Here is a 26,998-nt window from a genome sequence, read left to right on the forward strand (position 1 = left end):
GCGGGGATGGGGCGGAGGTCGTGGAGGGCTTGCAGGATGAGCCGGCCGGTGGGTCGGGACGGTTGTCGAAGCCGTAGAACCCGACCATGTCGGTGGCTCAGCTGCGTCCGCAAGGTGGTTCGGGAGTAGCCAGCAGACTCCAACTGCCGGTACGCACGCTCGACCGTCCGTGCACTCAGCCGCGACGCCCGGGCCTGGCCCACATACGGGTAGCGAGCGGACCAGGCCCGCGTCTGCCCGGACCGGCAGCTCGCATCCCACCGTGATCGGATCGCGGCCGACTCGGGCGCACAAACCGTGCCCCCGAGTCGGCGCAACAATCGGCAGCCCGTTACCGGCGGTCGGGCTTGGCACTCACCTCTGCTGTCTGTCAGGCGGGTATGAACTGCCACTGCTGGTTGGTCCCGCCGTTGGTGGTCCACTGCACGACCTGCGCCCCGTCGCTGGTCGCCGCGCCGTAGACGTCGGCTGCCAGTCCGCTGCTGCGGCTGACGATGGTGTAGTAGCCGTCACTGGTGGGCCGCAGATACCACATCTGGTTGGTGCCGCCATTGGCTGACCACTGCTGCAGTTGCAGGCCCTGCGTGCTGCTGCCGCCGTTGACGTCGAGCACCTTTCCGGAGGCGGTGTAGCGCAAGGTGTAGGCGTCCTGCGTGGTGCTGATCGTCCATGTGGGGGTGCCGCTCTGCTGGACCGCCTTGGCACCGTCGGCGGTGGAGTTGCCGGCGATGGCGAGGGGCTTGCCGCTGTTGCGGTTGACGATGCGGTAGGTGCCTGGTGCGGGCCCGGTTCCGCCGCTTCCACCGAGGGTGAGGTACTCGACCGCGTCGGTGAAGACGGTGCTGCCGGACTTCGTGGTCGACAGCTGCAGGTACACGCGGCTGCCGGTGGCGGGGGCGGTGAAGGACACCGGCTGGGTGACCCGTGAGCCGAGCGGGATGGTCAGGGTGGTGCTGCCGGACGCGACGACCGTGCCGGTCGGGTTGTCGAGCCGGGCGGTCCAGGTGAAGCCCACCGAGGTGTTGGTGAGGTCGTCGTTGAACACGGTGATGTTGCGGGTCACCGTGGCGTTGCGGGCGTAGCTGGGGACCGCCTGCGGCAGCGGGAAGGTGCCGTTGGAGTCCGACGCGCCGGAGGCGGACCAGTACGGCAGGTCGACTGCGGCCACCGGGTTGAACGCCGCCTGCACGCGCTGGATCTGCGGGTTGCTCCAGGGGTCGGGCAGGTTGTCGGCGCCGTAGATGGGGTGACCGCCCTCCTCCGGGGTGAAGTCGGTGGACCGCACGCCGGGCACCACGCTGGCCCAGGCCGACAGCAGCGTGTACGGGCGCAGGTCGCTGGCGTTCTTGCCGCGCTTGGCCAGGGTTGCCGTGGCGAACCACTCGAAGCCCTGCTTGGTGTTGCATGCCGGCCAGATGTACTCGCCCTCGCCGTCGGGCCGCCCATTCACGGTGATCAGGCCCTCCCCGTACCTGCCGAAGCCGTCGACGTAGTGCGGGATCACCGCGAAGTTGGCGTACGTCATCCCGGGATACAGGCTGACATTCCCGCCGACGCCCACCTCGGCAATGATCGGCCGGGTGCCGTCGGCGCCGTTCATCGCCGCGTACAGGTCCTTCTCGAACTGTTCGGAATCCTGGCCGCTCTGGTTCGGCTCGTTGTTCTGACTCCAGCGGATGACCGCGGGGTGGTTGCGGTCGCGCAGGACCAGCGCACGGGCGTGGTTGACCATGTTGTCGTGCCCGGCGATCCAATCCTGCCCGGCCTGGGAGCCGCGAATCGCGGTCTCGTCGATGATCATCAGGCCCATCTCGTCGGCGACATCCAACATGTACGGGCTCGCGGGCTCCTGGTGGATGCGCACCACGTTGTAGTTCAGCCGCTGGTAGTTGTCCACCGCCTGCGGCCAGCCGCCGTTGCCGGACGACGGGGGCAGGAAGCCGGGCAGGGTGTCGAACGCGTCGCCCTTGCCGCCGTTGTTGATCCGGTCGTAGTCGGCACCCTGGAGGTTGTCGCCGCGGAAGTTCACGCGCACGCCGTTGAGGTTGTAGTACTCGCCGTTCTGGGTGGCCTCCCGGAACCCGAACCGGTACGTGGCGTCGCTGGTGTGCCCGTCATCGGTGACGGCATGCACCGTCAGCCCGTGCAGCTGCGCCCGATACCCCGACCGGTACGGCACGTTGGGCCACCAGTACGAGGTGCTGTCGAGGTTCCACGCGACCGGCCCGACGGTCACGGTCGCGGTCGAGCGGGCCGCCACGGTGACCGTACGGCTGGGCAGTGCCGGGTAGCTGAAAGCCGTTCCGTTGTTGGACGACAGCGACCCGGTCAACGTCACCGACCGGGAACTGCCCGACGTGTTACGCACCGACACGTCGTAGCTCAACGTCTTGTTCGCCACCGACGTCCGCACGAATGTGTCGCTGACGTACACCGCCGGGTACACCCGCAGGAACGCCGAACGGTAGATACCCTGGGGGACCGCCTCGGACCACTCGGCGGCGTCGGGCACCAGGTACCGGCCGTTGGATGCCTTCAATGCGCCGCGGCCCTTGACGTTCACCGTGATCGTGTGGGTGGTGCCGGGCGCCGCGTATGCGCTGATGTCGAAGTTCGACGGGGTGAACGCCGTCGTCTGGGTGGCGACCACGCGGCCGTCGACCGACAGCGTCGCCTGGTGATTGACGGCGCCGAACTCGATCCAGGTCGACTGCGGCTGCCCCGAGTCCGGCACGGTGATGCTGCGCGAGTACACCGCCTCGTTCACGTCGGTGAAGCCCTGTTTGTACCAGCCACCACCGGGTACCGCGATCGAGGTCGCCGCCCGACCCGCGGGCGTGAAGGTCCACGTCCCGCTCAGGTCGACCGAGGCGATCGCGGCGTTCCCGGCCGCCACACCGTCAGCACCGGCGGCCGCCACGCCCCCCATCGCACCCGGCGCGGCCAGGGCCGGCCCGTGGACCGCCAGGGTCAGGCCGCCGAGGACCACGGCTGCGGCCAGCCCTCCAGCCGCAGCCGGCAACCAGCCGCGCCGGCGGGCGTTCGAACGATGCATGCCAACTCCTATGACTCATCCGCCAGCTCCGCAACACCGGTTCAGGGCACAGCCTCAAGGCCGATACTCGAACCGGTTCGACGAATCTGCCGGCGTCGCCGTCCACCCGGAAGGGTGGTTGCGGCCCGGATACATAGGTATGAATTAATGGGCGTATCGAGCGTGAAGTCAAGGTTTCAAGACGGTTACTTTCCTGCTCCTGACGCCTCGCATGCTCCGAGTGGCCGCCGATGAGTACGACCCTTCCGGAGTGCTAGGCATCGCGCTCAGGCATTCCGTGTCGCCGGCCCACCGACGCGGCGCCGATCGAGCAGAGAACCGATTCGCCCCTGCGGCGCCCAGCCGCGTGACACGTCGAAGGCGTGGACAGCACTGCGATCCTCGGCGAAGTCGGCGGGCGGCCCGGCCCGACTTGTCCGGTTCGAAACTGGGGTTGGGGTGTTGGTGAGGAACGTGCTTCACCAGCGTCACGGGCGGGTTACGGGCTCTTGACGGCGAGGGTCTGATTGCGTAGACATGACAGCGCAATCATACAGGGTTGTGGCCGGCGATGAGAGGTGCCATGACGCGACTGGCGAGGCCGGGTGGAAGCCCTCCGACGCCGCGCAGCGTGGACGTCGCGCGGCTGGCCGGCGTCTCCCAGAAGACGGTGTCCAGGGTCCTCAACGACGAGCCGTATGTCTCGGCCGACGTGCGCCGGCGGGTCCTGGACGCCGCCGAGGATCTCGGCTACCGGCGCAACCAGGCGGCCCGGGCGCTGGCCTCCGGGCGGACCCGGTCGATCGGCGTGGTGACGCTCGGCAGCGCCTTGTAGGGGCCGGCGTCGCTGCTCACCGGATCTGCGACGCCTTCTCCTCCTGCGTCGCCCGGGCCAGCTCCAGGCCGGTCACCGGCGCGGCGCCGGGCGGGCCGAGGAAGGTGTTGACCCCGATGATGGGCAGCGACCCGTCGTGCTTGCGCTGCTCGTACAGCATCGACGACGTCAGCGCGGTCCACGAGATCCGGGTGGAGCAGCGCACCTGCCGCCGCGTCGTCGTCTTCGAACGGCCGGAGGGACGGCTGTCCACCATGCGCAACGCGCGAACCGAGACGTACGTCGTCACGCTGACCGCCGAGCCACCGCCAATCGCCACGCCGGTCCGCCCGGATCTGCACGCGCTGCTCGACGCGCACTGGCCGACCCGGTTCCCGCTGGTCGACTACGGCCGGTCGATGGCCCGTTCGACGCGGCCGCCGCGCCCGGAGGTCCGGTGGAGGCGCTGGTCGAACTTCGCGATCGGGGCTGCGCTGGTGACGAAGGCCCTCACCCGCAAGGGATGGTGGACCCAACCGGTGCGGGTCCACCAGGGTTTATCTGATCCACAGTTCCCGTGGCGGCGTCAACGCCTCGAGTTCGTCCCACAGTGCCGTGGGGATCGCATGGTTCAGCAGTGCCGCAGTCTGGGCCACCCGGGCCGGCGTGGAGATGCCCACGACCGTGGAGTCGATGCGTGGATCCCTCGTCGAGAACTGCAGGGCGGCCGCGGCCAGCGGCACGCCGTACCGCTCGCAGGCGGCCTGCATCGTGTTCGCGATGCCGGCCATCGATGTGTCGCCCAACCCGTAGGCGTACCTTGGTTGCTCCCCGGCCCCTTTCGCGAGCATGCCGCCGCCGTAGGGTGCCGCGTTGATGACGCCCATCCCGCGCGACCCGGCCGCGTCGATCACGGCCTCCGCGGAGCGGTCGAGCAGGGTGTACCGGTTGTGGGTCAGCAGAACGTCGAACGCTCCCGTTGCGACGTACTTCGCCATCTCGGCCAGGTTGCCTCCGGCAACTCCGATGTACGAGGCGAGGCCCCGATCGCGAAGTTCGACCAGCGCCTCCACCGGACCTCCGGGCGCGGCGGCCGCGTCGAACGGCATCACCTCGGGGTCGTGCAGGTGCAACAACTCGAAATGGTCGAGCCCCAGGCGCTCGAGACTCTCCTCGGCGGAGCGGCGAACCCGCGCGCCGGAGTAGTCGCCGGTCCGCCGATCGCCATCGACCTTGGTCGCGAGGACAAACCCAGGCGGCAGCCCGCCGCGGCGCCGGATGACCTCGCCGATCCGCCGCTCGCTGTCGCCGTCGGAGTAGGCGTTGGAAGTGTCCAGGAAGTTGAACGGACCGTCGAAGACGGCCTCCACAGCGGCGACGGCCTGCTCGGCGCTGACCTCGTAGCCGTAGAGGTGCGGCATGCTGCCCAGCGGACTGCCGCCGACGCAGACCGAGGTGACCTCGAGGCCGGTCGAACCAAGGTTCCGAGTATTCGTCCAGGAACCTGTCATGGCTGTGGCCCTTCCGTTCCGGCGTCGGCGAACCATCGGCTGTCAGCAGTCCCCGATGGCGTCGTTCGGGATCCGTCGCGCTGACAGGTGGGCAGCTGCCCGCGCAGGTGAAGCGATCATAACCTCCGGAACTCGGCCACCCGGCGGCTGTCGAACGCGCCACCGACCTGTACGAGGCGTACCCCGTTGTGCCACCTCGACGAGGCCAAGCGGCTCATCCGGGCCGCCGGCGCCACCGGCCGGGAGGTGCGGCTGATGGCCGCCAGCGACAGTGATGAGCCAACGCTGGTTCTGGGGGTGTTGGTAAGGAACGTATCACCAGGGGCCAGAAGTTGATCTAAAATTCGGGGGCTGTTGCCGGGGTCGCGACGGCCGGAATGATCTGCGGCTGTGAATGACAGACCTGGCACAGCTCCCCCGATCACCGCTCGCCGGCGTTACGGGCGGGTTACGGGCTCTTGACGGCGAGCGTCTGGTTGCGTAGACATGACAGCGTAGTCATACAGGACAGTGGCGGCGATGGGAGGTGCCATGACGCGACTGCCGAGGCCGGGTGGAAGCCCTCCGACGCCGCGCAGCGTGGACGTCGCGCGGCTGGCCGGCGTCTCCCAGAAGACGGTGTCCAGGGTCCTCAACGACGAGCCGTATGTCTCGGCCGACGTGCGCCGGCGGGTCCTGGACGCGGCCGACGAGCTCGGCTACCGACGCAACCAGGCGGCCCGGGCGCTGGCCTCCGGGCGGACCCGGTCGATCGGCGTGGTGACGCTCGGCAGCGCCTTGTACGGGCCGGCGTCGCTGCGCATGGGCATCGAGCGGGCGGTCCGGGAGGTGGGCTACACGCTGCGGGTGGCCGACACGATCGAGGGCGACCCGGGCGGCATCGCGGGCGCCCTGGCGTCGCTGCTGGACCAGGGCGTGGACGGCGTCGTCATCTCCGAGCCGATCGACGAGGGCGTCGGCCTCCTCAGCGTCGACGTGCCGGTCCTGGTCCTCGGCGCGCCGCCCACCTTCGCCGCGCCGCAGGTGGTGACCGCCAGGGTCGGCGCGGGCCTGCTCGCGCGGGCCGTGACCGAGCACCTGCTGGAGTTGGGGCACGCGACCGTCCATCACCTGGCCGGCCCGCAGCGGTGGTATTCGGCACGGGACCGTCTCGCCGGCTGGCGCGAGGCGCTGCGAGCCCACGGCGCGGACGAGCCGCCGGTCGTCGAGGGCGACTGGTCGGCCGCGTCCGGCTACGCGGCCGGCCGGGAACTGGCCGGCGACGGCACCGTCACCGCGGTGTTCGCCGCGAACGACGACATGGCGATCGGTTTCATCCGCGCGCAGCTCGAGGCCGGGCGCCGGGTGCCCGAGGACATCAGCGTCGTCGGGTTCGACGACATCCCGGTCGCCGCCTACGTCACTCCCCCGCTCACCACCGTGCGGCAGCCGTTCGACGAGGTCGCGCGGCAGGGCCTCGCGCGGCTGGTACACGTCATCGAGAAGCCGGACGTCGAGCTTCCACCGGCGATCGACCAACCGGTCGAGCTCGTCGTGCGCGCCTCGACGGCGCCACCACCGCCCCGGCCGATCCCGGGACGTGGCCGCCGAGCGATCCCCCATGCCCACGGTGGCCCGCACGGTCAGCCCGCCGGCAGCGAAGTCCCATCCGCCCAGCCCTGATCAGCGTCGATCTGTCCACCAACGACGGCACGTCACCCGAGGCCTGCACCGGCCGTCGCTGACGAGCGGCGGTAGCACCCGCGCGGACGCGCACCTCTCTGGATACCCCCTGCCCCCAGCACGCCGTTGCCCGGCGCGCCGGTCCCCCCTGCCCTTTTGACGGGAGTTCACCATGGCCACATCGTTCCCACAGTTCCCGGTAAGCCGCCGAACCTTGCTCGCCTCGGCCGGAGCAGTGTCGGTGAGTGCCGCGCTGGCCGCGTGCGGCGACGACGGCAAGGGCGGCGGTACCTCCGCCGCCGCGGCGGTGAGCCAGGCCGACATCGACAAGGCGATGTCGACCGCGACCGAGCTGACGTTCTGGACCTGGGTTCCGGACATCGCGCAAGAGGTGGCACTGTTCGAGAAGAAGTACCCGGCCGTCAAGGTCAAGGTGGTCAACGCCGGTCAGGGCGGCCCGGAGTACACCAAGCTGCGCACGGTGTTACAGGCCGGCACCGGTGCTCCCGACGTGGCGCAGATCGAGTTCCAGTACATCCCGACCTTCACCATCACCGACAGCCTGCTGGACCTGCGCCCGTACGGCGCGGCGGCGCTGAAGGACAAGTTCGTGGACTGGACGTGGGCGCAGGTCAGCGGGCCCAACGGCGAGGTCTGGGCGATCCCGCAGGACACCGGTCCGCTGGGCATGCTGTACCGCAAGGACATCTTCGACCAGTACGGCATCCAGGTCCCGACGACCTGGGACGAGTTCGCCGCCGCGGCCCGCAAACTCCATGCCGCCAACCCCGAGGTCTACCTGACCAACTTCTCGTCGAGTCAGCCCGCCGCGTGGCACGGACTGGTGTGGCAGGCGGGCGGCAAGCCCTACGTGAAGTCCGGCAAGAGCACCATCGCCATCAACGTCAACGACGCGACGTCCAAGAAGCTCGCCGCATACTGGGGCGGGCTGGCCAAGGAGGGCGTCGTCGGGATCGAGCCGGACTTCACCGATCCGTGGTTTGCCGCGCTCAACAGCGGCAAATACGCCACCTGGCTCACCGCAGCCTGGGGACCGGTCTTCCTCTCCGGCTCGGCGAAGTCCACCTCGGGCAAGTGGCGCGCTGCCCCGCTGCCGCAGTGGGACGCGTCCAAGCCGCAGTCGGGCAACTGGGGCGGTTCGACGAGCGCGGTCATCAAGTCGACCAAGAACCCGATCGCGGCGGCGGTGTTCGCCCAGTTCCTCAACACCGACCCGGACAGCGCCAAACTGTTCGCCACCAAGCAGTTCTTTTTCCCGGCGACGAAGGCGCTGCTCGCCGACCCCGCCTACGTCGGTGACACCCCCGCCTTCTACGGCGGCCAGAAGGTCAACGAGGTCTTCGCCGGGATCAGCAGCACCGTCAACACCACGTTCCAGTGGCCGCCGTTCCTCGACCGGGTGGAGGCGGACTTCAAGGAGACCGTCGGCAAGTCCCTCACCGACAAGACCGACGCCGTCATCGCGCTCGACGAGTGGCAGACCCGGATCACCACCTTCGCCAAGGGCCAGGGCTTCACCGTCCAGTAGCAGCCGGCGGGTTCCGCGGCCGGCGCCGGCCGCGGGACCCGGCACCCTCGACCGAAAGGCCCGACGATGAGTGTCATCACCGCACGGTCTTCCCGACGCACGGCCGGGCCGCTGTTCGTCGCCCCGTTCCTGCTGCTGTTCGTGCTGCTCTTCCTCGCTCCGCTCGGCTACGCCGCCTACCTGAGCCTCTTCGAGCACAAGCTCATCGGGGGCACGACGTTCGTCGGGCTGGACAACTACGTCACCGCCGTCAAGGACCCGCAGCTGATCCACGGCGTGCTGCGGGTCGCGACCTTCTTCCTGATCCAGGTGCCGGTGATGCTGGTCCTGGCGCTGCTCTTCGCGCTCGCGCTGGACAGCGGCCTGGTGCGGCTGGCGCGCGTGGTCCGGCTGGGCATCTTCGTGCCCTACGCCGTGCCGAGTGTGGTCGCCTCGCTCATGTGGGGCTACCTCTACGGGCCGGACTACGGCCCGTTCGCCCAGCTGAGCAAGGCGTTGCACGTGCCGGTCCCGCACTTCCTCAGCAGCGGCTGGATGCTCGGCAGCCTGGCGAACATCGTGACGTGGGAGTTCGTCGGGTACAACATGATCATTCTCTACGCCGCACTGCGCGCCATACCGCACGAGCTCTACGAGGCGGCGGAGGTCGACGGCGCCGGCGCGTGGCGGATCGCCTGGTCCATCAAGCTTCCCGCGCTGCGGCCGGCGCTCATGCTCACCCTGGTGTTCTCGGTCATCGGCAGCTTCCAGCTGTTCAACGAGCCGAACCTGCTGCAGCGCCTCGCCCCCGCGGTCATCGACAGTGCCTACACCGCCAACCTGTACGCCTACTCCCTCGCCTTCATCAGCCAGCAGATCAACTATGCGGCCGCGGTGTCCTTCCTCCTCGGGCTGGTCATCGTGATCGTCTCCTACGCCGTCCTGCTCACCGTGAACCGCAGGAGGACCTCATGACCACCACCGCCCCGGCCGCTCCGACCGTCGCGGCGACCGGCCGGGCACGCACCGCCACGCGGCGCCGGTCGCTGGCCAGGCGGCGCAGCACCCCGCTGACCATCGCCATGCTCGCCGCCCTGGCGTACTTCCTGCTGCCGCTGTTCTGGTTGGCGGTGGCCTCGACGAAGAGCACGCAGGACCTGTTCAGCACGTTCGGACTGTGGTTCTCCCGGGCACCGCAACTGCTGTCGAACATCCGAGCGACGCTGACCCACGACCACGGGGTCTTCCTGCACTGGATGCTCAACACCATGCTGTACGCGGTCGTCAGCGCGGTCGGGGCCGCGCTGCTGGCGACCGCCGCCGGGTACGGGTTCGCCAAGTTCCGGTTCCGTGGCGACCGCGCCGGATTCAACCTGGTGCTCGGCGCCATCATGGTGCCGACCACCGCACTGGCGATACCGACGTACCTGCTGTTCGCGAAGGTCGGCCTGGTCAACACGCCCTGGGCCGTGATCCTGCCCTCGCTGGTCAGCCCCTTCGGCCTGTACCTCATGCGCGTCTATGCGCAGGACGCCGTCCCGGACAGTCTCATCGAGGCCGCCCGGCTCGACGGTGCCGGCGAGGCCCAGATCTTCGTCCGGATCGCCCTGCGGCTGCTGGCTCCCGGCCTGGTGACCGTGGTGCTCTTCACCCTCGTCACGACCTGGAACAATTACTTCCTCCCGCTCATCATGCTCAGCGACCCCAGCCTGTACCCGATCACCGTCGGCCTCTCCTCCTGGGCCTCCCAGACCGCAGGGGGCGGATCCGGCGCGAACAGCGAGACGGTCGTGCTCGTGGTGACCGGGTCCATGCTCTCGATCGTCCCGCTCGTCGTGGCCTTCCTGCTGCTGCAGCGGTACTGGCAGAGTGAGCTGGCCACCGGCAGCGTCAAGCAATGACCGACCGCTCCACCTCGGAGGTTCCCCCCATGGCGGTGCTCCCCGCCCGCGTCCTCTTCGGCGCCGCGTACTACGTCGAGTACCAGCCCTACGAACGGCTCAAGACCGACCTCGACCTGATGGTCGACGCCCGCTTCACCGTCATCCGGGTCGGCGAGTCGGTCTGGTCGACCTGGGAACCGGAGAACGGACGGTTCAACCTCGAGTGGCTCCAGCCGGTGCTCGACGGCGCACACGAACGCGGCATCTCCGTCATCCTCGGCACGCCCACCTACGCCGTGCCGCCGTGGCTCGCCCGGCAGTACCCGGAGATCGCCGGCGAGCGGGCCACCGGGCAGCGCATCGGATGGGGCGCGCGGCAGGAGGTCGACTTCACCCACCCGGGCTTCCGGTTCCACGCCGAGCGGGTCATCCGGCAGATCGTCGGCCGGTACGCCGGCCACCCCGCGGTCATCGGGTTCCAGGTGGACAACGAACCCGGCAACGAACTGCTGCACAACCACGGCGTCTTCCAGCGATTCGTGGACCACCTGCGCACCACCTACGGCGACGTCGAGACCCTCAACCGCGAATGGGGCCTGGTCTACTGGTCCCACCGCCTCTCCACCTGGGCGGACCTGTGGACCCCGGACGGCAACGCCCAGCCCCAGTACGACGTCGCCTGGCGGGCGTTCCAGGCCCGCCAGACGACCGAGTTCATCGGCTGGCAGGCCGGCATCGTCCGGGAGTACGCGCGCGGCGACCAGTTCGTCACCACGTGCATCTCCTACGGCCGGCCCGCGGTGCACGACGACGAGCTGACCGAACGCCTCGACGTCGCCGCCGGCAACCCGTACTACGTCATGCAGGACGCCCTGGCGCTGCCGGACCGCGACCACGACGACGTCGAACAGCACTGGAAGACCGCCGGGGTGTGGGCGCTCTACCAGACCGCGGACCGGATGTTCTCGTCGCGCCAGGCGCCGTTCCTGGTCACCGAGACCAACGCCATGTCCATCGGCATGCCGTGGGACAACCGGCCGGCGTACGACGGCCAGTGGCGGCAGGCGGCCTGGGCGCTCGTCGCGCGCGGGGCGCAGATGGTCGAGTACTGGCACTGGCACACGCTGCACTTCGGCACCGAGACCTACTGGGGCGGGATCCTTCCGCACAGCGGCCGGCCGGGCCGCACGTACGCGGAACTGTCCCGCCTCGGCGCGGAACTGGACGCCGCCGGCCCGCTCGTCGCCGCCCTCGAACCCGACGCCGACATCACGATGGTCTACTCGATGCCGAGCAAGTGGCTCATGCAGAAGTACCCGCCGCTGTCGGCCGCGGACGGTGGACCGGACGCCGCGGCGTACCACGGCATCTTCGATCCCTTCTATCGCGGCGCATTCGACGCCGGCCGGCAGGTGCGCATCGTCCACGCCGGGCAGTTGCACGACCCGAGCGGTGAGCGGGCCGGCCCGGCGCCGGAGTCGGCCGCGCGACGGCATCCGGTCCTGGTCGTCGCGGCGCTGTACATCGCCGACGACGCGACGCTCGACTGGCTCGCCGCCTACGCGGCCGCCGGCGGCCACCTCGTGCTCGGCCCGCGGACCGGCTACGCCGACCACGAGGCCCGCGCGCGACACGAGCCGGCGCCCGGACGGCTCGTCGAGGCCGCCGGAGTCCGCTACGAGGAGTTCAGCAACCTGGTGCGCGACGTCCCGGTCCGTGCCGCCCCGGGCGGGCCGCTCGACCTGTCGAAGCGGGCGACGGCGACGCGCTGGGCCGACGGCCTCACCGTCGTGGACGCCGATGTGCTCGTCGAGTACCACCATCCGCACTTCGGCCGCTGGCCGGCGGTCACCACCCGCCGCCACGGCGCGGGCCGGGTCACCTGCGTCGGCACGATACCCGGACGCGACCTCGCCCAGGCCCTCGCCGCATGGCTCGCGCCGGTGCCGACCGGCGGATGGCACCGCCTCCCAGCCTCCGTCACGGCCACCACCGCCACCTCCCCGGACGGGCGCCGGGTCCACGTCGTGCACAACTGGAGCTGGGAACCCGTCGCGGTCGAGGCGCCGGTACCGCTGACCGACGCCCTGACCGGTGCCGCAGTCGCGCCGGGCACAGCGGTGCACCTCGGCGCGTGGGACGTGCGCGTCTTCGCATCGGCCGGAACCGAAGCCTCTGGCTGACCCACCGCGGGTGAATCGCGGATCAATGAAGCCGATCGTCGCGTTGCCGAGGGTTCGCGCTAGATCAGGACCTTCGGCGCGACGTCGGCGAACAGCCCCACCGGCAACCCGACCGCGCGGACCGCCTCCAGCCGGGAGACCTCGGTCAGCATCGAGGACAGGCTCACGTTCCCGGTCGCCGCCTTGATCAGCGCCAGCACGCTCGGGTCCGCCTCATCGACATCGGCGTCGGGCACCTGCACCAACGCCAGCAGCCGCGCCCGTACACCAGCCGGGAGCTGGCCGGCGATCCGTTCCGTCAGTGCCTGCTCCGCCTGGTGCAGCCCGGAGCGCACGATCCGGTCCACCCGGTCCGGCGTCGGCGACTCGATCGACTGGGCCCGGCATTCACCCAGCAACGCATCACGGACCAGCTCGTACCGGCGCTCGTGCTGCGCACAGTCCCCGGCCAGCCAATCGGTCAGCTGCGCGGCGTCCGCGACCGTGCAGTCTCGGAAGCCGTGATGTGCGCGGATCTCCGCACGGTGCCGTTCGATCGTGCGGCCGGTCCACTCATAGAACCCCAGCGAACCGGCATCAACACCGAGCTGCCGGGCGACGAACTCCACCGCGTCGTTGTGCAGCTCGGCCCGGCCGCGCGGGAACCGACCGAACCGGCCGTAGAACTTCAACAGCAGCGCAAACGCCAACTGCATATCGCGATGCTTCGCCGCGACCAGATCCTGCTCGGCACCGACCATAGTCCAGTGCTCAACCAGATCCCCAAGATTCAACGAAGGTCGATTCACAGCCGCAGATCATTCCGGCCGCCGCGACCCCGACAACAGCCCCCGAATCTAGATCAACTTTTTGGCCCACGGTGACACGCTCCTTACCAACACCCCACGAAGGGCAAATCATTGGGATATGAGCTCCACCGTGGATCCGCACCTGTACCCCATATCGGTCCCCCGATCACGCGTCAGCGTTCTCAGCGTCGGTGAGGGCATTCCTCCGCCCGGCCTCGGGGTCAGTTCGCCGTGTCGACGTACATGATCGAGTGCGCGATCATCGGCAGATCCGCTGCGCCGCGAGGCGTCCTGTTGTATCCCCAGCGCAGCTGGGAGGAACTCGGAGGGAGGTTCCTGGGTCTGATGGCTGACCTGGATCCGAAAGGTGAAGGGGACAAGAGCATGCCAGGAAAGCAGTGGTCGCGCCCAGGCGTCAGGGGCGGTGCGCTGCGGGACCCGCGGAATATGGCGAGAGCTGGATTGCCCGAAGCCCAATCTCCAGACGATGCAAGCCGACATCCACCGGCAAGACGCCCGAAGCCGGTGCCGTGCCGTGCGCTGGTGTTCCGGATTCGCCGGCGCAACCTTCGGGGCACAGGGCGATGCCCAGTGAGGGCATTCAAGGAGATGAGTGGGCCGCCTACGTTCCGCTGTCACGTACACCAGGGACGAACGCGGGATCGCCTACGGGACGCGAGTCCTATGGCGACGGAGGCCTCGTAGTAGTCGCAGGAGTCACGACCTGCCAGGGGGTCCGGGAGAGCCGGACACAGGGCGAAGGGGGCCAGGTGATCGGACACCACGATTCCGGGAGGTATGCGTAATGCAGAACGCCGAAACGGTACTGGATGTCCTGCGTGAGCGCGGTAGGCGTGGCCTGCCGTGTACCGAGCTGTATCGACAACTGTTCAACCCGGACCTGTACCTGATGGCCTACGGGCGCATCTACGCCAACCACGGCGCGATGACGCCCGGGGTCGACGGGGAGACCGCCGATGGCATGACCCTGGGCCGGATCGGGCGCATCATCGATGCGTTGCGCCACGAACGTTACCGGTTCATGCCCGCGCGCCGTGTCTACATTCCCAAGAAGGACGGGAAGAAGTTGCGGCCGTTGGGTCTGCCATCATGGGCGGACAAGCTCGTCGGTGAGGTGGTGCGGCTGCTGTTGGAGGCGTACTACGAACCGAGGTTCTCCGCCCGGTCACACGGTTTCCGTCCCGGTCGGGGGTGTCACACGGCGTTGACCGAGGTGGCGACCTGCTGGTCCGGGACAACCTGGTTCATCGAGGGTGATCTCGCCGACTGTTTCGGCAGCTTCGACCACGAGGTCATGCTGTCGATCCTGGCCGAGCACATCCACGACAACCGGTTCCTGCGGCTGCTGCGTAACATGCTGCACGCCGGGTACCTTGAGGACTGGGAGTTCAACGCCACCCTCTCCGGTGTTCCGCAGGGCGGGGTGGCTTCGCCGGTATTGAGTAACATCTATCTTGACCGACTGGACCAGTTTGTCGAAACACAGCTCATCCCCGAGTACACCCGAGGCGTGAGCCGGGCACACAACCCGGCCTACGGGCGGGTGAGAGCCGCGATCGAGCGCGCCCGGCGTCGCCGCGACGTCGAAGCAGTCCGCCAGCTGCGGCAGCAGCTGCGGACCCTGCCGCGGGGCAACCCCCGCGATCCCGACTTCCGGCGGCTCCGGTACACCAGATACGCCGACGATCACCTGCTGGGATTTACCGGACCACGACAGGAAGCCGAGTACATCAAGGCCCGGCTGGCGCAGTTCCTGCGCGATGACCTCAAGCTGGAACTCAACCAGGACAAGACGCTCATCACTCATGGGCGTACCGGCGCGGCGAGGTTCCTCGGCTACGAGATCACCGTCCAACACGCCGACCACAAGACCACCCGTGGTCACCGGTCGGCCAACGGGAAGGTCGCCTTGCGCGTCCCCCGGGACGTGATCACTGCCAAGAGCGCCGCGTTCATGAAACTCGGCAAACCCGAGTTGCGCCCCGAACTGCTGAACCACCCCGATCACGAGATCATCGGCAGGTACGGGGCACAGTGGCGCGGCTATCTGCAGTACTACCTGCCCGCGTAGGATGTGTGGAGGCTCAACCGGCTGCAATGGGTCATGTTGACCTCCATGCTCAAGACCCTGGCCGGCAAGCACCGCTCGACCGTGTCGAAGATGGCCGACAAGTACCAGGCCACCATCGACACCCCCGCAGGGCGACGGGTGTGCTTCCAAGCCACGGTCGAACGCGCCGACAGGAAACCGCGGGCCACACGGTTCGGCGGTATCCCCCTCAAACGGCAGAGGAAAGCGGTCCTCGACGACCGTCAACCCGCCCCACTGGCCGGCCGACGCAACGGCAGCGAACTACTCGCCCGCCTGCGCCGAGGCTGGTGCGAACTATGCGAGCAACGCGCCCAGGTGCAAGTCCACCAGGTCGCCAAACTCGCCCAACTCGCGACCCCGGGACGAACACAACCGGTATGGGCGCAACAGATGGCCAGGATGCGGCGCAAGACACTGATCGTCTGCCCACCCTGCCACAACAGCATCCACCACCGGCAACCTGCCAACACGCTCACGTAGCAGTCACTGGAGAGCCCGTTGCCGGGACAACCGGCACGGCGGGTTCGGGCCGGGGGTCGCTGGAAAAGGAACCGCGAACAACGGAAACCTCGCCAGCGACCTACCGGTGCGTAGCCGCCTTCACTGGCTCCTGCTACTCAACGTAGCTACGACGCGGCTCGATGACAGACCAACGCGCGACCCCCACCATTGTGATCGCGTCCGGCGCGACAGCGTGCTGCCAGGTGGGTCCGAACCTCACCGACAACGACCAAGGAACGTGACGCGCGCGGGCCCGGAGGTCACGCACAATCGGGCCCACTTCTCACAGACGGAGCCACGCCCCGCATGACGGCTCGCACCACCCTCGCCGGGTGAGCGGTCCCTCAAGGACGGCCGGACTACGTCGCGTCCCCGCCACATTCGCTGCTGTGCGAGTGCGATGCGGCGGGGCGCTCGGCCGGCTCGGTGGGCCTCAGCCGAGTGCCTCGGCTCGCCATCAGCGCATGCGGAGCCAGGACCGCAGGCGGGCGGCCGGCGTCTTGGGTTCGCAGGCGCACCGCTGGGACTGGGGTACGCCGGCGAGGACGGCGTCGACGTGGTTGCCGCATCCGGTGTAGGTGGCCTTACCGCACGTCTTGCAGGTGGCGCGTTGACACATGACTGCTCCAGGGGTTGTCGGTTGGTTGGGGAGGCTCGGATCGGTGGGTTCAGGAGACCGGGTGCTGAGCGGAGGCCGCCAGACGCTCGCCCGGGGACACGACCGGACGGGGCCGGCGGCGGGCGGTGACGACGGCCGTGGCGGCGAGCGCCGCGGTGAGTCCGGCCCAGACGAAGGGGTTGGTGCGCAGGTGTGCGGGGAGTTGCTGGCCGAGGACGAACAGGCCCATGGTGACGACGAACCAGCCGAACGCCTTGCGCAGGGTGTCGGCGGGGATGCGGTCGGCCAGCCGGACGCCGATGAGGCTGCCGGCGATCGCGGCGACGGTGACGACGGCGGCCACGCCCCAGTCGATGCTGACGCTGGAGAGGTAGCCGGCGAATCCGGCGATGGACTTCAGGGCGATGACGACGAGGGAGGTGCCGACGGCAACGGGCATCGGCAGCCCGCCGAGCAGGGCGAGGGCCGGCACGACGAGGAACCCGCCGCCGGCGCCGACGAGGCCGGTCACAAGGCCGACCACGATGCCGTCGGCGACGACCCGTACGACGGGCAGTTCGTGCGGAACCGGTTTGGTGGCGGTGGCGCGGCGGCCGCGGATCATCGCGGTCGCGGTGGCGAGCATCATGACCGCGAAGGCGGTGAGCAGCACACCGGCGGGTAGGTATCCGGCGGCCCGGCCGCCGGCGTAGGCGCCGGTCATGCCGGCGACGCCGAAGATGAGGCCGGTGCGCCAGCGGACCCGGCCGGCCCGCAGGTGCGGCAGGACGGCCACGGCGCTGGTCGTGCCGACGACGAGCAGTGAGGTGGCGATGGCTTCCTTGGTGGGCAGGCCGGTGACGTAGACCAGCAGCGGCACGGCGAGGATCGACCCGCCGCCGCCGAGCAGGCCGAGGCTGATCCCGATCACGACTGCCAGCGCGGCGGTGAGCACCAGCACGGTCACGGCCGTCCCCCGGCGGGGATGTCTCGCAGTTGCGTGATGATGGTGTCCAGGTTGCAGCTGGCGTCACGGTTGTAGGGCAGTTTGGCCAGCAGCATGCCCATGGCGCAGGTGTCGGTGAGAGCGGCGATCGCGAGGCCGGCGCCCATGGCGGCGGCTACCCACCGGGCGCCGGGCACTGCGACGGAGAGCAGGACGCCGAGCAGCACGATACTGCCGGCGACCAGGCGGACCTGTCGTTCCAGGTCCCAGCGTGGCCGGCCGCGGTTGACCGGTGCGCCGGCAGCCTGCCAGGCCACGATGCCGCCGTCGAGGATCTTCAGGTTCGGCAGGCCGGCCTGGGCGAGGCTCTGTCCGGCTCGGGTGGCGCGGGCGCCGGAGCGGCAGATCAGCACGACGTCGTCATCGAGGTGGGCGAGCAGCTCGTGGCGGTGCTCGCGGAGCAGATCCAGCGGCACGTTGTACGCGCCGGGGATGTAGCCGGTCTCGAACTCCGCCGGGGTCCGCACGTCGAGCAGGCGCGGCGCGCGGTCCGAGCCGAGGAGGTCCCGCAGCGTGGCAGGGTCGACGGTGCGGGTGGTGTTGTCGGCGTTCATGGCGGCCTCTCAGCGGCCGGTCGGGACGGTGGCCCGTGCCCCGGCGGTGATGGGCAGCCCGGCCTTGCCGGCGTTGGCGAAATCGTCGTCGACGCCGACGACGCGATGCCCGGCGGCGGCGAGGATGGAGGCGGCGATGGAGGCGCGGTAGCCGGCCGCGCAGTGCACCCAGACCTCCCCGCCCGGGACGTCCCCGAGCCGCTGCGGCAGCTCGTGCAGGGGGATGTGCACCGTGTCCTCGATGTGTCCCTCGGCGCGTTCGAGGTTGCGGCGTACGTCGAGGACGGTGACCGGCCGGTGGTGCCGTACCTGGGCGAGGTCGGCGAATGTGGCGCGCGGGTACGTGGCGAGCTCGCCGCCGCCGGCCCAGTTCTCCGCGGTGCCGGTGGCGTGCGCAGCCAACCGGTCGATGCCGATACGGACGAGCTCCCGCTGGGCCTGGGCGACCTGCTGGGCGGTCTCGCCGAGCAGGGTGACCGGGGTACCCCACGGGATGAGCCAGCCGAGATAGGTGGCGAAGCTGCCGTCCAGGCCGAAGTTCAGTGTGCCCGCCAGGTGGCCGGCGGCGAAGGCGACCCGGTTGCGCAGGTCGACGACCCACTCCCCGGCGGTGAGCCGCTGCTGCAGGTGGGCGGCGTCGGCGCGCTGCGGCGCGGTCAGGTCGGGTTCGGCGGGTCCGGCCAGGTTCGCCGAAGCCATGTGCGCGTAGTACGCGGGCCAGGCGTCCAGCGTGGCGAGCAGCTCGTCGACGAACTCCCGTTCCGCGGTCGTGAGCACGGAGTTGCTGCGCTTTTCCCGGCCGATGGTGGACGCGGCCGCTTCGGACTGGGTGGCCGAGCAGAAGCTGCCGAACCCGTGCGTCGGGTAGACCGCGGCGGTGTCGGGGAGCTCGGCGGCCAGGCAGTTGGCCGAGGCGTACTGGTGGTGCATGAGCGTCTCGGTGTGCGCAGGGCCGAGCAGGTCCGGTCGTCCGACCGACCCGTACAGCAGCGACCCGCCGGTGAACACCGCCGTCTGCGTCCCGTCCACCTCCAGCACGTAGGCAAGATGGGTGAAGGTGTGGCCCGGGGTGTGCCGGACTCGCACGCGCATGTGCTCGCCGACGGCGATGACGTCGCCGTCGCGGACCGGCTGACAGCTGAAGGAGACCGGGTCGTCGGCGTTGACGTGGTACGCCGCGCCGGTGATCCGGGCCAGGGCGAAGCCGCCTGTGACGTAGTCGTTGTGGATGTGCGTCTCGAAGACGTGCGTGATCGTCACGCCTTCGGCGGCCGCGAGGTCGAGCACCCGGTCGACGTCGCGCTGCGGGTCGACCACGAAGGCGGCGCGGCCGTCATGTACCAGATAGCCACGGTCGCCGAGGGATGGTGTGTCGATCGGCAGGATGGTCGGCACGACACCGGTCCTTTCACAGGTTGCGGGCAGCCCGGCGAGACGGCCGGCGGCAGGTCCAACCGCCACGGCGAACGCGGTTCGGCGCCACGGTTCGGGCTTGAGTGGTACTGAATCCAGCGTGCCAGATACCCCCGGGGGTATGCAAATATTGCAGCTTCAAGTGGCCGGCACCTTCCGGGGGTATCGAACGGTCGGGTTCGGCGTGCGAGCCATCACGAACGCCCCGCAGTGACGCTGGGCGCTGCGGGAAGGGCGCTTGGGCGCGGCCGGCGGCCGTCCGCGGGTCGCCGCCGAGGACCTGTGCCAGGCGGTCCGCGTCGTCGATCGCGCGGAGGGTCAGCGTGCGCTCGACACCGGGCAGGTCCTGCCGGTCGATCGGCAGCACCTCGGCGCGGGCCCGCACATCGAGACGGAACCGGGCGTTCAGACTGTGCGGATGCTGCAGCAGCAGGTCCTCGCGGCGCCCGATGACGTCAGCCGGCGCAGCCGGGTACCCCACCCACCGCGAGAGTCTTCACCATGCCCCCTTCGAATCCGGGCGACCAGCGCCACCCGGGCTCGAAGCTACGCCCGGGGGTACGTTGATCATCAGGTCAAAGGTCCCGCATCCCCCCGGGTCATGCCAGCGAGAGGAACAACTTCTCCAGCTGAGCGACGTCCAGCTGCGGCTCCTTGCCGGCCTCCTGAGCAGTGACACACTGCCGCAGACCCGTGGCAATGATCTTGAAGCCGGCCCGGTCCAGCGCCCGGGACACCGCGGCCAGCTGTGTCACGACGTCGGCGCAGTCACGACCTTCCTCCAGCATCGTGATCACCCCGCGGATCTGCCCCTCCGCGCGCCGCAACCGTTTGACCACATCGCCAACGGCGTCGCTGTCAATCTCCACCACTCGCCCCCAAACGGGTACTCGATATACCCCCCAGGGTACTTTGTCGACCAATGGTCGCCATCTGCTCTACGACTCACCCATGGCCGGCGGTCCAGGCGCGGCCCGCGGTCCGACTGGAAGGATCGTTCGCGGCGCCGCTGGACTTCAGGACGTGACGTCCACCAGCACCTTGCCGACCGTGCCGGTCTCCACTGCCCGGTGCGCGTCGGCGGTGCGGTGCAGCGGGAATCTGACCAGTGGCAGGCCGTGCTCCTCGCCGACCGGCATCGCGTCGTCGCGGACCGCGGCGGAGACGTCCTCGACGGCCGCGACGCGCGCCTGCGGGCCAGCCGTGTAGAGCACCAGGAACTGCAGGCGCGCGTTCAGCACCATGTTCTGCCCCACGTTCAACTCGACCGGTTGTCCACCCTCATTGGCGTACGTCGCGATCGTGCCGCGTGTACGCAGCACGGCCAGATCCAGAGCGAGGTTCGCGCCCAGCGCCACCTCGGCGACGATGTCGACGCCGTCCGGGGCGATCGCACGGATGGCGGCGGCAGGGTCGCCCTCGCGATAACTGATCACATGGTGGGCGCCGGCCGCGGTGGCCAGCTTCGCCTTCTCCGGGCCGCTGACCGTGCTGATCACGGTGGCGCCGGACCATCGGGCGAGTTGGATGACCGCGTGCCCGACCGCTCCGGCCCCGCCGGCGGCGAGCACCACCATGCCGTGCAGCGTCCCGGGCCGCAGTTGGCGTGGGCCGTCCTCGGCGACGGTGAGCGCGCGGTGTGCGGTCAGCGCGGGTACGCCGAGCGAGGCGCCGACGTCGAAGCCGACCCCGTCGGGCAGCGGCACGGCCCGGTCGGCGGGCACGACGGTGAACTCGGCGGCCGTGCCGGTGGGCCGCCCGGCGGCGGCCATGAACAGCCACACACGCTGCCCGACCCGGCCCGCGTCGACACCCTCACCCACGGCGTCGATCACGCCGGCGCCGTCGAGGTGCGGGGTGATCTCGGGGAACAGCTTGCGGTGGGCGATGCCGGAACGGGCCTGCCAGTCGGTCGGGTTGACTGCGGACACGGCAACCCGGACGCGGACCGCGCCAGGCCCCGGCGCGGGCCGGTCACGCTCGACGAGCTGGAGAACGTCGGGGCCGCCGTTGTCACGGTAGATGATCGCCTTCATGACCCATCCTATGTTCGGTCTGCATCGTACGGTTCGATGTGAATCGAACGGTACGACGTGGGTCGAACTTTCCGCAAGATCTGGCTACGCTTCGTCTCGTGACCGAGGTGACCGAACCCGCCATCGAGACCGTGACGATCGACGTCGTGCTCAGCGCGCTCGCCGACCCGGTGCGGCTCACCTTCGTGCGAGCTCTCGACGCCGCCGGGGACTGGACCTGCGGCAGCGACGTTCTCAGAGACACCGGCGTCACTATCAGCAAGTCCACCCTGTCGCACCACATCAAGGTGCTCCGCGATGCCGGTCTGATCCGCACCCGCGTCAACGGCATCCGCCGGCTGGTCACGCTGCGGTACGACGAGGTGGAACAACGCTTCCCCGGGCTACTGACCATGCTGCGCGAACGCAGCCCCGCCCGAGGCGCTGCGGAGTGGCCCGCCCCGACCGCATGACATGCCTGCTGCTGTGCTGCCACCCGGCGCTGTCGCCGCCGTCGCAGCCTGCCCGGCTCGCCGTGGTCGCGCACGTGCTGCACCTGATGTTCAACGAGGGGTACACGGACCTGCGGCGGTCCGACCTGACGACGAGGCGATCCGGCTCGTCCGGCTGCGGCACCGCGTCTGCGGCGCGACGGCGAAGCCGCCGGCCTGCTCGCGCTGATGCTGCTCACCGACGCCCGCCGTGCCGCCCGTACCGACGACGGAATGATCGTGCCCGTCGCCGAACAGGACTGCAGCCGCGGGGACACCGTCGCGGTCGCCGAGGGCCGAGTGCTGGGCACCCGCACGCCAGGCGCCGGACCGATCGGGCCGTCCAAATCACGGCCGGGGAGCGATGACCAGTCGCACCTCGTCGCCGACCGGCATCCCGTGGCTGACCCGTCACGTCCGGCTGTTCCGCTCGCACGGACCTACAGTGCGCAAAAGGGTGCGCGGACGAGGGGCTGTCACGGCGGGCGGCACGAAGGAGGACGATCGTGGGTGCTGAGGACTCCGCCGGGTTGTCCCGATCTGGATCTAGGTGCAGCAAAAGACCTACGAGGCGGTTTCCCTTCGCCAGCATTGCCTGGATCAGGTAGTGGGGATCGCCGACCGGCCTCTCGGCCATTCAGCCTCTCAGCTCAACTGTCATCCAGTTGGGCTCTCCCGCACGTCTCGTAGGCCCAACACCGAAACTACTCCCGCGGCAGGACGGGTGCGGGGTGAGGCACAGGGTGATCATCCCACCACCCGGCTACGCGGTCCGGGCGGCGGCATCGTGGAGGTGTGGTTGCAGTGGAAAATGCGGGTCGACTCGTCCACCCGCTCCGACCACGTAGCGGCGTACTCCTCCCACCGGACCACCCGCTCCCACCCGTTGCCGACCACCGAGCCGGTTGAACATGATCGAGATCTGGGTTCAGGTTGATCATCCGCCGGACCCGTTCGCCTCGGTCAAAGGCCCTGGCAGGCGGCGGCGGCCCAACTCCTCGACGCATGGAGGTCGCTCCTGCAGCCTGGCCGGATCGCGAACATCAATTGCCAGTGACCGCGCCGGTGACGCCACCGACCACCGCGCTGCGTGCCGAGGTACGTCAGTTTGGCGGTCGTGCAGGGGTCGGTCGACCAACCGCTGAATGGCAACGCGAAGCAGCACAGGGCGAGCAGGAACCCTGCCAGGTTGAGCCACCGGTCGCTGCGTTGCGGCAGACTCATAGCCGATGGTGTAGCACACCAGCACACACTCATCGGCCAGCTCTGATCGCCAAGCACGTCGGGCGTGTGCCACGACCCCTCCGACCGGACCGTGCCGCCCAGCCAGTCCGCGGAGATGGTCGTGTGGTCGGTGCCGTGCGCATATGGCCAGGCGTTCGTGAGGTACGCGGCCCGGCGCCGGTGGAAGGCGGCCTGCCGCCGGCTGGCCAGATCAGCCACGCGGGCTACCGTACGGCAGCGACCGCCGCGTCAGGACCGCCGCGCCACAGCGTGCCGGACTCGCTGAAGCCGGTGTCACGCAGGGCTTCCAGGTGCCAGGTGACCGCCGGCAGGAACTCCGCGCTCGCGCCCTTGGGGTGGATGACGGCCCGGTCCGCCGTCAGCGGGCCGAGCACCGGGTCGGCGGCGGCGAGGTCCCACCACGCGGACCAGGTCGGCGCGGCGCCGGCGGCGTACCTGGCGTCCCGCCGCGCGTCGGCGGAGGTGACCAGCTGCTTGGTGAGGCCCGGCAGCTGGGGGTCCGGCATCTGGTCGGCGTTGACGAGCAGGCCACCCGGGCGCAGGACGGTCCGGATCTCGCCGTACACCTCACGCAGCCGCTCCGGCCGGAGCCAGTGCAGGGCCGTCGCGGCGAGCACGGCGTCGTATCCGGCGTGCGGCAGCGCGCCCGTCCAGGCCGGATCGCGCAGGTCGGCGGTCACGACCTGGGCCCGGTCGCGCAGTGACGCCCGGGCGATGCACAGCAGCACGGGATCGACGTCGAGGAGGGTGACCTGGGCTGCGGGCAGCCGGCGCAGCACCCGCAGCGCGATCGATCCCGTGCCGCCGGCCAGGTCGAGCACCCGGGGTGAGTCCCCGCCGACCGCTTCCAGGGCGTCGATCATCGCGGTGATGCGGTGCTCCCGGTCCGGCATGAACGCGGTCTGCTGCAGGTCCCAGCTTTCCTGCCACGCGCCGGGGTCGGCGACGTAAGGCGTCATGACGTTTACGCTAGTTACCACTGGGATCGATGTCCAGCGTTACCCGGAGACCGTGGCCAGGATCCGGTCCGGTGCCGCCGGCGCGTGCATCCGGCGGTCCACGGCGAACACCAGCGCCGCGGCGGTCGTCGCCGCCGCCGCGAGCACCAGCCAGAACGGGACGGGCATGCTGATCAGGTACACCGCGACCGCCGGCCCGATCGTGTTGCCGACCTGGAACGTCGCCCACGCCGCACCGGTGGCCCGGCCCAGGGCGCCGGGTGGTGCCAGCCGCTCCACGAGGGTGTAGAACGCCGGGCTGTAGGCGCACTCGCCGAGCGCGAACGTGACCATCATGACGACGAGCAGCGCGACCCTGGTCCCGCCGGTCACGGCGCCCGCGGCGTACCCGAGCAGCCACGCGCCGGCCCACACGAGGCTCATCGCGATCAGCGCACGGGTCTTGTGCACCCGCTCCACCCAGCGGGACACCGGCAGCTGCCCGGCCAGCACGACGAACGTGCCGACGGCGTACAGGGCGCCGATCAGCGTGGTGGAGCCGCCCAGGTCGGTGCGCACGGCCAGCGGCACGCCGCTCTCCAGCTGCGCCATGCCGAACGTCGCCAGCAGCAGCTGCGCCACGAGCAGCAGCAGGTAGCTGCGTCCGGGCCGGAACCGCGCCAGGGTCTTGCGCTGCGACCCGACCGCGTCGGCGTCCTCCGGCAAGGGCACGAAGGCGGCGATCACCACGGCGTACAGCGCGCAGCTGACGCCGTCGGCGGCGAACAGCCACCGGTAGGTGGCGTCGCTCGCGGCACCCAGCAGGAGGCCGCCGAGCCCGCCACCGACGCCCAGGCCGAGGTTGAGCAGCAGGTACCGCAACGACATCGTCCGGACCTTGGCCGCCTCGCTGCCGCTGAGCCGGGCGATGATCGGGATCACGGCGGGCAGGAACAGCCCGGTGCCGACGCCGATGACGAGCAGCGCCACCAGCTGGGCCGCATAGCCGTGCCCGACCGCCAGCAGCAGCCACCCCGCCGTCTGCACCAGCAGCGCGCCTACGGCGACCGCCCTGGGCGAGCGCCGGTCGACGAGCGCACCGCCGTACACGGACATCGGCACCGCGGCACCGGCGAGCACGAGCAGCAGCACCGCCGTCTCCCCCGCCGGCAACCCCTGGAACTGGTGCAGATAGATCGCCAGGAAGGGGTAGCACAGTCCGGTGCCGACGGCCGAGAGCCCGTACCCGCCGACGAACCACCAGGCGGGGCGGCTCAGCCGCCGGTCCGCGCGGCTGGGTCGAGCGTTGCCCATGCCAGCTCCTTCGCTGTCCGTCAGCCGGTGCCTCGGACGTGCCGCACCATGTGGTCGAGTCGGTCGAGGACCTCCGACTCGGTCGCGCCCTCCACCGTGACGGCGGCGACGGCGTCGCTCCACCGGGCCGGCGCGGGCAGCACGTCGCCCGGGCGCCGGTGGTCCGACGGTCGACCACCCACGGCACGTCCGGCGCCGCGGGGGTCGCCTCCAGCACGCCGCCGGGCTGGTAGACCATCACGTAGCCGATCAGCGGCACCGGATCTGTCGCCGGGTCGTGCGCCGGGACCGGGAGCGGGTCGCCCAGTTGTGCCATGACGGCGGCCTCGTTGAGGTCCAGGCCGGTCTGGTGCCGGAAGCCGGGAATGATGCCGCCGCCGCCCGAGCGGCCCGCGATCTCGCAGAACACCACCTCGCCGACGCGGTCGACGAACATCTCGTGGTGGGTGACCCCGCTGAACCAGGGGAAGCACTTCAGCACCGCGGCGTTGAACGCCAGCAGCGCCTCCCCGACCGGCCCTGGCCCGATGTCGAGGTCCCGGCACGGCGCCGCGTCGTGATAGCTCGTGGTCGGGTCGACCGTCCTGGACACCGTGGCGACGACGGGCTCGCCGTCCCGCACGACGCTGTCCACGTGATGCAGAGTACGCGCACGGGCACGCCGAGCCGCTCGGCGGCGATCAGCCGCAGCGCCGGCACGTTGTTGGCCACGTTCCCGATGCCGGCCTCGGGCGACAGCCCGGCGGTGTGCAGGAGCGGGTGGACGGCGTCGGGGGTACGCGGCGTTGACCACCACGGGCCTGACCCCGCAGCGGCGGACGGCCGTCATCAGTCGCAGCACCGGCGTCAGGTGCATCGGCAGCCAGGGGCCGAAGTTGGCCCGGTACAGGCGCTGGAACGCCGCGGGTGGCAGCGTGCCGATGACCCACCACGACTGCAGGCTGGCAGCGTTGACGATGACGTCGGGGCGCAGCGCGGCGATGGTCTCGGCGGTGGCGGGCCGGCCGAGGTGCACTGCGACCTGACCGCCCCGGACGGCAGCCACTGGCGCTTCGGCGACCCCGACGAGGACTCCTCGATCACTGGCGCCGCCGGCGCGTTCTGCCGCGTCGGCGCGCAACGGCTGGCGCCCGCAGACGCCGGCCTGCACACCAGCGGCCCGCACGCCGGCACGGCACTGCGGCTGCTGCGCAACTACGCCGCCTGAGCCAACAAACACCGTCCTACGCATCGCCACGCATCTGTTCACCTCCGATCAACGCGTCGCGCATGGCAGCGTCTGACGGCGCCTTGCCGGGGCCACCCGCATCAAGCTCGCCTCCGCTTCGAAGCCACCGTCGGGTCAGGTCGGCTGCGTTGACCCAGGTGCTGGCGGTGCGGTCCCAGAAGGGGGTGCTGGGTCGTGTG

General features: G+C 70.1%; 25 protein-coding genes. 11 read left to right on the forward strand and 14 right to left on the reverse strand.

Annotated elements, in window-relative coordinates; all coding sequences use genetic code 11:
• Positions 1-370: 370 nt before the first annotated feature.
• Complete coding sequence (locus OHA72_RS45945; protein WP_327002408.1) at positions 371-3,055, reverse strand: RICIN domain-containing protein; 2,685 nt, start codon at positions 3,053-3,055, stop codon at positions 371-373.
• A 610-nt stretch (positions 3,056-3,665) separates the two neighbouring features.
• On the opposite strand from OHA72_RS45945, the gene OHA72_RS45950 reads away from it, so the two are divergent.
• Entirely contained in the window at positions 3,666-3,869 is a 204-nt protein-coding gene (locus tag OHA72_RS45950) for a LacI family DNA-binding transcriptional regulator (RefSeq protein WP_327002409.1), read from the forward strand.
• Between the two features lie 16 nt (positions 3,870-3,885).
• On the opposite strand, the gene OHA72_RS45955 is transcribed toward OHA72_RS45950, so the two are convergent.
• Together OHA72_RS45955 and OHA72_RS45960 are read right to left on the reverse strand one after the other, a co-directional pair.
• A complete protein-coding gene (locus OHA72_RS45955; protein WP_327002410.1) occupies positions 3,886-4,158 on the reverse strand; it encodes a hypothetical protein in 273 nt (90 codons plus the stop codon).
• Between the two features lie 247 nt (positions 4,159-4,405).
• The gene (locus OHA72_RS45960; RefSeq protein ID WP_327002411.1) at positions 4,406-5,359 is read right to left on the reverse strand and encodes an aldo/keto reductase; all 954 of its coding nucleotides are present in this window, start codon (positions 5,357-5,359) and stop codon (positions 4,406-4,408) included.
• Between the two features lie 579 nt (positions 5,360-5,938).
• Here OHA72_RS45960 and OHA72_RS45965 point away from each other — a divergent pair.
• From OHA72_RS45965 to OHA72_RS45985, 5 genes are all read left to right on the forward strand, one after another.
• Positions 5,939-7,021: a LacI family DNA-binding transcriptional regulator gene (locus OHA72_RS45965; protein ID WP_327002412.1), complete on the forward strand. Its 1,083-nt coding sequence runs from the start codon at positions 5,939-5,941 to the stop codon at positions 7,019-7,021.
• 241 nt (positions 7,022-7,262) lie between these two features.
• Positions 7,263-8,570 carry an ABC transporter substrate-binding protein gene (locus OHA72_RS45970; RefSeq protein WP_327002413.1) on the forward strand — a complete coding sequence of 436 codons (1,308 nt, stop codon included), beginning with the start codon at positions 7,263-7,265 and terminating at the stop codon, positions 8,568-8,570.
• 66 nt (positions 8,571-8,636) lie between these two features.
• Positions 8,637-9,524 carry a carbohydrate ABC transporter permease gene (locus OHA72_RS45975; RefSeq protein WP_327002414.1) on the forward strand — a complete coding sequence of 296 codons (888 nt, stop codon included), beginning with the start codon at positions 8,637-8,639 and terminating at the stop codon, positions 9,522-9,524.
• On the forward strand, positions 9,521-10,450 hold the full coding sequence (locus OHA72_RS45980; protein ID WP_327002415.1) for a carbohydrate ABC transporter permease: 930 nt from the start codon (positions 9,521-9,523) through the stop codon (positions 10,448-10,450). The genes OHA72_RS45975 and OHA72_RS45980 overlap by 4 nt, the downstream gene beginning before the upstream one ends.
• A gap of 29 nt (positions 10,451-10,479) precedes the next feature.
• Positions 10,480-12,615: a beta-galactosidase gene (locus OHA72_RS45985; RefSeq protein WP_327002416.1), complete on the forward strand. Its 2,136-nt coding sequence runs from the start codon at positions 10,480-10,482 to the stop codon at positions 12,613-12,615.
• A gap of 59 nt (positions 12,616-12,674) precedes the next feature.
• Here the strand turns inward: OHA72_RS45985 and OHA72_RS45990 are convergent, their stop codons facing one another.
• Positions 12,675-13,355, reverse strand: coding sequence for a DUF4158 domain-containing protein (locus tag OHA72_RS45990; RefSeq protein WP_327002417.1), 681 nt, complete (start codon positions 13,353-13,355; stop codon positions 12,675-12,677).
• Between the two features lie 853 nt (positions 13,356-14,208).
• Between OHA72_RS45990 and OHA72_RS45995 the strand changes: the two genes are divergently transcribed.
• Positions 14,209-15,495, forward strand: a complete 1,287-nt coding sequence (locus OHA72_RS45995; RefSeq protein ID WP_327002418.1) for a reverse transcriptase/maturase family protein — start codon at positions 14,209-14,211, stop codon at positions 15,493-15,495.
• 45 nt (positions 15,496-15,540) lie between these two features.
• Positions 15,541-15,996, forward strand: coding sequence for an HNH endonuclease (locus tag OHA72_RS46000; RefSeq protein WP_327002419.1), 456 nt, complete (start codon positions 15,541-15,543; stop codon positions 15,994-15,996).
• A 689-nt stretch (positions 15,997-16,685) separates the two neighbouring features.
• Here OHA72_RS46000 and OHA72_RS46005 read toward each other — a convergent pair.
• The 6 genes from OHA72_RS46005 to OHA72_RS46030 form a co-directional block, all read right to left on the reverse strand.
• Positions 16,686-17,582, reverse strand: a complete 897-nt coding sequence (locus OHA72_RS46005; protein WP_327002420.1) for a sulfite exporter TauE/SafE family protein — start codon at positions 17,580-17,582, stop codon at positions 16,686-16,688.
• A complete protein-coding gene (locus OHA72_RS46010; protein ID WP_327002421.1) occupies positions 17,579-18,175 on the reverse strand; it encodes a rhodanese-like domain-containing protein in 597 nt (198 codons plus the stop codon). The genes OHA72_RS46005 and OHA72_RS46010 overlap by 4 nt, the downstream gene beginning before the upstream one ends.
• A gap of 9 nt (positions 18,176-18,184) precedes the next feature.
• The gene (locus OHA72_RS46015; RefSeq protein WP_327011789.1) at positions 18,185-19,561 is read right to left on the reverse strand and encodes an MBL fold metallo-hydrolase; all 1,377 of its coding nucleotides are present in this window, start codon (positions 19,559-19,561) and stop codon (positions 18,185-18,187) included.
• Between the two features lie 22 nt (positions 19,562-19,583).
• On the reverse strand, positions 19,584-20,069 hold the full coding sequence (locus OHA72_RS46020; RefSeq protein ID WP_327002422.1) for a hypothetical protein: 486 nt from the start codon (positions 20,067-20,069) through the stop codon (positions 19,584-19,586).
• Between the two features lie 118 nt (positions 20,070-20,187).
• Positions 20,188-20,457, reverse strand: coding sequence for a metal-sensitive transcriptional regulator (locus OHA72_RS46025; RefSeq protein WP_327002423.1), 270 nt, complete (start codon positions 20,455-20,457; stop codon positions 20,188-20,190).
• 147 nt (positions 20,458-20,604) lie between these two features.
• Complete coding sequence (locus OHA72_RS46030) at positions 20,605-21,624, reverse strand: NADPH:quinone reductase (protein WP_327002424.1); 1,020 nt, start codon at positions 21,622-21,624, stop codon at positions 20,605-20,607.
• Positions 21,625-21,722: 98 nt separating this feature from the next.
• Between OHA72_RS46030 and OHA72_RS46035 the strand changes: the two genes are divergently transcribed.
• The gene (locus OHA72_RS46035) at positions 21,723-22,076 is read left to right on the forward strand and encodes an ArsR/SmtB family transcription factor (RefSeq protein ID WP_327002425.1); all 354 of its coding nucleotides are present in this window, start codon (positions 21,723-21,725) and stop codon (positions 22,074-22,076) included.
• Between the two features lie 207 nt (positions 22,077-22,283).
• Entirely contained in the window at positions 22,284-22,784 is a 501-nt protein-coding gene (locus tag OHA72_RS65145; RefSeq protein ID WP_442788386.1) for a hypothetical protein, read from the forward strand.
• A gap of 273 nt (positions 22,785-23,057) precedes the next feature.
• Here the strand turns inward: OHA72_RS65145 and OHA72_RS46045 are convergent, their stop codons facing one another.
• Genes OHA72_RS46045 through OHA72_RS46060 form a run of 4 tightly spaced genes read right to left on the reverse strand, consistent with a single transcriptional unit; the run spans position 23,058 to position 25,773 of the window.
• Positions 23,058-23,537 carry a hypothetical protein gene (locus OHA72_RS46045; RefSeq protein WP_327002426.1) on the reverse strand — a complete coding sequence of 160 codons (480 nt, stop codon included), beginning with the start codon at positions 23,535-23,537 and terminating at the stop codon, positions 23,058-23,060.
• A gap of 5 nt (positions 23,538-23,542) precedes the next feature.
• The gene (locus OHA72_RS46050) at positions 23,543-24,298 is read right to left on the reverse strand and encodes a class I SAM-dependent methyltransferase (protein WP_327002427.1); all 756 of its coding nucleotides are present in this window, start codon (positions 24,296-24,298) and stop codon (positions 23,543-23,545) included.
• A gap of 39 nt (positions 24,299-24,337) precedes the next feature.
• Positions 24,338-25,591, reverse strand: coding sequence for an MFS transporter (locus tag OHA72_RS46055; protein WP_327002428.1), 1,254 nt, complete (start codon positions 25,589-25,591; stop codon positions 24,338-24,340).
• Positions 25,592-25,611: 20 nt separating this feature from the next.
• Positions 25,612-25,773, reverse strand: a complete 162-nt coding sequence (locus OHA72_RS46060; RefSeq protein ID WP_327002429.1) for a hypothetical protein — start codon at positions 25,771-25,773, stop codon at positions 25,612-25,614.
• Positions 25,774-25,868: 95 nt separating this feature from the next.
• On the opposite strand from OHA72_RS46060, the gene OHA72_RS46065 reads away from it, so the two are divergent.
• Entirely contained in the window at positions 25,869-26,798 is a 930-nt protein-coding gene (locus OHA72_RS46065) for a hypothetical protein (protein ID WP_327002430.1), read from the forward strand.
• Positions 26,799-26,998: the final 200 nt, after the last annotated feature.

This window comes from Dactylosporangium sp. NBC_01737, from assembly GCF_035963215.1.
Classification (GTDB): Bacteria; Actinomycetota; Actinomycetes; order Mycobacteriales; family Micromonosporaceae; genus Dactylosporangium.

Coding starts and splice junctions, on each gene's coding strand:
- OHA72_RS45945 (WP_327002408.1), bottom strand. CDS start 3,055: ATGCATCGTTCGAACGCCCGCCGGCGCGGCTGGTTGCCGGCTGCGGCT.
- OHA72_RS45960 (WP_327002411.1), bottom strand. CDS start 5,359: ATGACAGGTTCCTGGACGAATACTCGGAACCTTGGTTCGACCGGCCTC.
- OHA72_RS45975 (WP_327002414.1), top strand. CDS start 8,637: ATGAGTGTCATCACCGCACGGTCTTCCCGACGCACGGCCGGGCCGCTG.
- OHA72_RS45980 (WP_327002415.1), top strand. CDS start 9,521: ATGACCACCACCGCCCCGGCCGCTCCGACCGTCGCGGCGACCGGCCGG.
- OHA72_RS45985 (WP_327002416.1), top strand. CDS start 10,480: ATGGCGGTGCTCCCCGCCCGCGTCCTCTTCGGCGCCGCGTACTACGTC.
- OHA72_RS45990 (WP_327002417.1), bottom strand. CDS start 13,355: ATGGTCGGTGCCGAGCAGGATCTGGTCGCGGCGAAGCATCGCGATATG.
- OHA72_RS45995 (WP_327002418.1), top strand. CDS start 14,209: ATGCAGAACGCCGAAACGGTACTGGATGTCCTGCGTGAGCGCGGTAGG.
- OHA72_RS46000 (WP_327002419.1), top strand. CDS start 15,541: ATGCTCAAGACCCTGGCCGGCAAGCACCGCTCGACCGTGTCGAAGATG.
- OHA72_RS46010 (WP_327002421.1), bottom strand. CDS start 18,175: ATGAACGCCGACAACACCACCCGCACCGTCGACCCTGCCACGCTGCGG.
- OHA72_RS46030 (WP_327002424.1), bottom strand. CDS start 21,624: ATGAAGGCGATCATCTACCGTGACAACGGCGGCCCCGACGTTCTCCAG.
- OHA72_RS65145 (WP_442788386.1), top strand. CDS start 22,284: ATGCTGCTCACCGACGCCCGCCGTGCCGCCCGTACCGACGACGGAATG.
- OHA72_RS46050 (WP_327002427.1), bottom strand. CDS start 24,298: ATGACGCCTTACGTCGCCGACCCCGGCGCGTGGCAGGAAAGCTGGGAC.
- OHA72_RS46055 (WP_327002428.1), bottom strand. CDS start 25,591: ATGGGCAACGCTCGACCCAGCCGCGCGGACCGGCGGCTGAGCCGCCCC.